4 protein-coding genes are annotated in these 4,974 nt (G+C 31.1%); all 4 read right to left on the bottom strand.

Translation table 11 applies throughout. The annotated features are described in order from the left end of the window. Positions 1–165: 165 nt before the first annotated feature. Complete coding sequence (locus HOG71_06650; protein ID MBT5990516.1) at positions 166–936, bottom strand: LytTR family transcriptional regulator; 771 nt, start codon at positions 934–936, stop codon at positions 166–168. Between the two features lie 35 nt (positions 937–971). Further along, entirely contained in the window at positions 972–1,955 is a 984-nt protein-coding gene (locus HOG71_06645; GenBank protein MBT5990515.1) for a hypothetical protein, read from the bottom strand. A 4-nt stretch (positions 1,956–1,959) separates the two neighbouring features. Next, positions 1,960–3,174 (bottom strand): T9SS type A sorting domain-containing protein, encoded by a 1,215-nt coding sequence (locus HOG71_06640; GenBank protein ID MBT5990514.1) that lies wholly within the window; start codon positions 3,172–3,174, stop codon positions 1,960–1,962. Between the two features lie 244 nt (positions 3,175–3,418). Next, a complete protein-coding gene (locus HOG71_06635) occupies positions 3,419–4,795 on the bottom strand; it encodes a T9SS type A sorting domain-containing protein (protein MBT5990513.1) in 1,377 nt (458 codons plus the stop codon). Positions 4,796–4,974: the final 179 nt, after the last annotated feature.

Here is a 4,974-nt window from a genome sequence, read left to right as displayed (position 1 = left end):
TTTTCAGCAAGATTGAAATTGACAAAAAACTTGGGTTGTAAATGCTTCTCGCCTTGCATCTTTTTTTTCATAAAGATATTAATTAATCCTTATGGGTGATAAGCTATTTATTCACGGTTTGTGAGTTGTGCAACAGCTACCATTGTTAGCACACGTATTTTCTTTTTACTTTAATAAGTTAGATAAAAAAACACCTTTATTTCTTGATACGGGAAGCACTGTGCCATTGATTTCTGCTTTATATCCTTTTGTGTTACCCGTAATAGTAGTTATTTTTTTTTTGTTGATTATATATGACTTATGACAGCGATAAAGTTGGTCAAGAGGGTTTTGCTCCAAAAATTGTTTTAATGATAAGCGAAATAGATGAGGCTTAGAATTTATGGTATATATTTCTATATAATTATCGCAGGCTTTTGCAAAAGTAAAATCATTCAATAAAATCTTTACAATTTTAGAATGATCTTGAATTATCATTACAGAATTTATATTTGAGATAGAAGTTTCTTTTATGAAGAACTTAGTAACAATTAAGGAACTAATGAAATTAACAATAATAATAGCAGAGGAAATGGCGAAAAAAATAGTAACTGTATGGTTTGAATAAACTATTGGGCGTAGAAAGTAAACAATAAGTATTGATGTAATAATTAGTGAAATTGATAGAAATAGATTGTAGAAAATCAAGTATTTTAATGTTTTTAGCCTTTCTGTAAAAAATCTAAGTTTAGGAAGGAAGAACAAAAATATAATGTGAATAATAATATAGTTTATAATCAGATAAGAGCTTAATACAATTTGTGCTACTGAACTATTCCGTTGCATTCCAGCAGGTTTTAATCCTAATAACACAACAATTAGAGTAATGGTAATAATAAGTGTGAATATTATTTTTTCTTTATGACTAGTTTTAAAGAGAATTTGATTATTTATCATAGAATAATACTTCCTTTGAAGATAGTGCCTTTAGATTATGGTTTTTTGTTAACCCATAGTTCAAAATCATCCCAATACAATTGGAGTGTTTTATCATTTTGGTTCATAAAGCTAATAATTTCTTCTGAAGTATATAGTTTCATAGGGTTAAATCGATTAAAACCATTTGGACAAGGGTCTTCTGGGTGTTGAGTATAACCAGTAATATCAAATATAGTTTCTTTGTTTCCTAGACTATCTGTAATTTCAAATACAAATCTACCATTGTTTTCACCTCCCTCAATGACATATGTCTCTATAGTAATCCATTGTCCTATGGGTAATTTATACGATTCGTTCACAGAACCCCATATATTATTCCACTTTCCATTTTCTTTTATTTGAGCATGGGAACCAAAATATAAATCACCTGCATCAGTGATTGTTTTTCTTATGTTCAACGTTACTCTGAATGGAAATTCTTTTCCTGAGGCATTATTCCAAAATTCCTGAATTGTCATCCAAGTTATTTTTTTTGGATATGTTTTTAGTTGTTCAAAGTCGGAATGAACATAAAGTCGTTGTTTGATGTAAATTGACCGCAACTTATTATTGTTTACAATATTGGCTTGAATTCTTCCTTTTTTCTTAATCACCTTGTAGTTTATACTGGATTCATTCAACCAAAAGTGAAGTACTTTATTGCCTGATGCTGTAGGGTCAGCAATTATTTTAGCATAACGTTGAGATGGCTTTCCATCTTCATACCAAAACTTAAAATTTCCAATAATAGGATGTTCATTAAAACTTTTTTGCCAATCACTCTTGTTGGGGAAAGTTTGGTCAATCCCCTTAATCTTTTCGTGAGCGTCATTTGGAATTCCATTTGAGCTTCCTTCATATCCAGAATGAAATACAAGTTCTTCTGTTTCAAGTTGATTATTGTAGACGCATTCAGTTTTTTCTTTTTTACAAGCCACATTTAACAGATTGAAAAATGGTAAAAAAGCAATTACTATGTGAAAATGCTTTATTCTCATAATATTAGTTTTTTATTATTTTAACTATTTGTTCTTTTTTTCCACTAAAAGAAAATTTTACAAAGTATAATCCACCTGATAAAAAGCTAAGGTTTACAGAAGTTTCTGAAATAGAATAAGTCCTATAAACTTTAGTGCCCATCATATTATACACTTCAATTAATTGAACTTTTTCATTTGTTTTAAAGTACAGTTCATTTTTGATAGGGTTTGGAAAAACTAGTATATCTACAGGACTTTCTTTTTGAGTTGGTACAGATAATAATGTCTCTGTCCCTTTCCATAATTCAAGGTCATCCCAATATAAGCACAGACATTTATTATGAGCAGCCATAGTATCAATATAAGGTCCAAAAGTATAAAGTTTCATAGGGTTAAAAGATTGTATTCCATCAGGGTTTGGATCTAATGGGTGGTGAGTAAATCCAGTAATATCAAATATTGTTTGCCTTATTCCTGATGTATCTGTAACTACAAACTTAAACTTTCCATTTAGCGAATCGCCTTCAACAAAATATGTTTCAATATCCAACCAACTTCCTAATGGTATGGGGTAATCTGTAGCAATAGAATCCCATATGTTATCCCAAGCGTGAGCAGCACTTGTGTCTTTTGTTTGAGCATGAACGCCAAAATATAATGTATCACTATTAATTGGTTTCCTGATATTTATCGTTACTCTAAAGGGATACGGTTGTCCAGCGGTATTATTCCAAAACTCTTGAATTGTCATCCAATTAAGATTCAAAGAATCAAACTGTGGTTCTGTAAAAAAATCAAAATCTTCATGAATAAGTAGTTTTTCTTTTATATGAAAAGCTCTTAAAGTATCATTTTCAGTAAAAACACCTTGTATTCGTCCTTTTCCTAAGCCATTGTTATAGTCCGCTACATTTGGAGCAGTCATCTTAAAACTTAAGACGTTGTTGGATGGATTACTAGGTTCAGGAATAATTTCCGCTTTTGCAGCTATTGTATCTAAAGTTTCATATCTAATTGCAAAAAAGCCAACTTGGGGACTGCCGTTAATTGAACTTTCCCAATCCCATCCATTATCAATACCTTCTATATCTGCATGTGTTGAGTCTAGTGAACCTTGTTTCCAATGTTGTATTACATGGCTTGTACCTTCATAGCCAGATTCAAAAATTAATATTGGAGATTGTGCTTTGGATATTACGACAATAAATGTGCAGAAGAATAAGGTAATTAGTTTCATAATGATTGTTTTTTTCTCAAAAGTAGTACTCTAAAAAACTTTCCTTTAGTAAAATGATGACTTTGAGATTAAAAGGAATATTTTGTGGCAAATGGGTATGTGTGCTAACGTTTAGTATAAGAATATGTAGCCGACTGCGTGCTTCAGAACTATCAAAACACACGAAAGCTGATGCGGGCTACAATCCTTTAATTTACTGCTATTTCGGCTATTATTTTTATTCATTGTTACAAGCTGGCATTTCTCACATTCGTATTATTTTCCTATAGACTGTTTCATTTTTCATTTTTAATGATATAAAGTAAACGCCTTTAGGAAGACTGCTTATATCAACCTTTGATGTGTTTGTTGAGTAAACCAATATTTCCCCATTTGTTGAAAATACAATCAATTCAATTATTTCCTTATCTGAATCAATTGAAACAATACCACTTGTAGGATTAGGATAAACAATAATTTTGTGATTATTTTGAGCGATTTCTTTTACACTTGTAATGTCATCCAGGATTTTAAGTGCTGGGTCTCCAAACAAATGAAATTGCCAGGCAGTTCTTTTTCGCTCTACTGCCGTTACTGTTGGATAATATGTATTTACGGTATTGGTGTTATTAGTATTTGCATAGGCATATAACAATGCATCTCCTAATCGAGGTGTTATGGTATCATTAAATAGTCCGTTAATAGATCCTTCTAATAGCTGATTCATTCCTTTAGAAGCAGTATTATAGGCTCCAAAAAAAGCGACTGCACCATGTTCGATAGTTGTTATTTTCTGGGCAAAACAATCAAAAGAACTCGTATCAACACTACCGCTGAATGTACCTGTTAAACATGCAAAAGAAAGAATAATAGGGTAAATAGTATTTGTCAATTGTGGCAAACCTCCCGTTCCTAATCCAAAAGACCATTTGTTTATATTACCATGTCCGTGGTAAATCATGAAACGGATTCCAGTATTTATCATGTTGATATCTGTCCATACATCATTGGGATTAGTGTCATTGGCATTAGCTAATGTGAAATTATAAGACTCCGGACCAAAGTAACGAGTTTGCATTTCTGTCAGTATCTCTTCATTAAATTCAACAGGCCATGGAGGAAGAGCAGCATTGCTACCAGCATGACCATAATATTCTTTAGGGTAGCTAGTAAAATTATTTTCAAAGCTAATTGTTTTGTTAATAATATTCTCAAGTTCTGTATTATTTTCAGCAAAAAACAAACCCAAAGGTATATCTTGATTTGGATGACCTATAGTTGATGAAGCAACATAGTAATTGTAACTTTCAACTTCTTTAGGGTAAGGCACTGTGTGAACAGGAAAGTCACCGTATTTGCCTACTAACAATACATAATCGGGCATCAAACTTCTTATATAATCTCTATAATCATCCTTAGTTGTCCCAATATTGGCTCCCTTTACAACTTGAACCGTAAAATCTTGTTCTCTAAATGTTATAAAAGTATCCAAAGTATTACTATTAAAGTAATCTTCTGATGCAATAATTAAATAAATATTATTGGCTTTTGTCTCGTTTGGTTGCCCATAAATTTGATTGACAATTAATAGAAATAAAAGTGTTACTATAAGTGAATGATGAATGTTTATTTTTACTTTCATTATTTATATCATTTTTGTTAATTCTGCTTGCTTGTAACCGTTTTGAATAAACGTCCGTTTTAATGGCGTTTATTTTTTGTTAGCATTTCGTTATTTAATTTATTTGTTGGATAAAATTGATGAAACATGATCTCTATTTTTTGATTAATTTGTAGGTAGCATACATTTTGTCGGGGTAA

The sequence above is a fragment of the Bacteroidota bacterium genome (assembly GCA_018698135.1).
In the GTDB taxonomy this organism is placed as follows: Bacteria; Bacteroidota; Bacteroidia; order CAILMK01; family JAAYUY01; genus JABINZ01.
This window is presented reverse-complemented; position numbering and strand designations above follow the sequence as displayed.

Coding starts and splice junctions, on each gene's coding strand:
- HOG71_06640 (MBT5990514.1), bottom strand. CDS start 3,174: ATGAAACTAATTACCTTATTCTTCTGCACATTTATTGTCGTAATATCC.
- HOG71_06635 (MBT5990513.1), bottom strand. CDS start 4,795: ATGAAAGTAAAAATAAACATTCATCATTCACTTATAGTAACACTTTTA.
- HOG71_06645 (MBT5990515.1), bottom strand. CDS start 1,955: ATGAGAATAAAGCATTTTCACATAGTAATTGCTTTTTTACCATTTTTC.
- HOG71_06650 (MBT5990516.1), bottom strand. CDS start 936: ATGATAAATAATCAAATTCTCTTTAAAACTAGTCATAAAGAAAAAATA.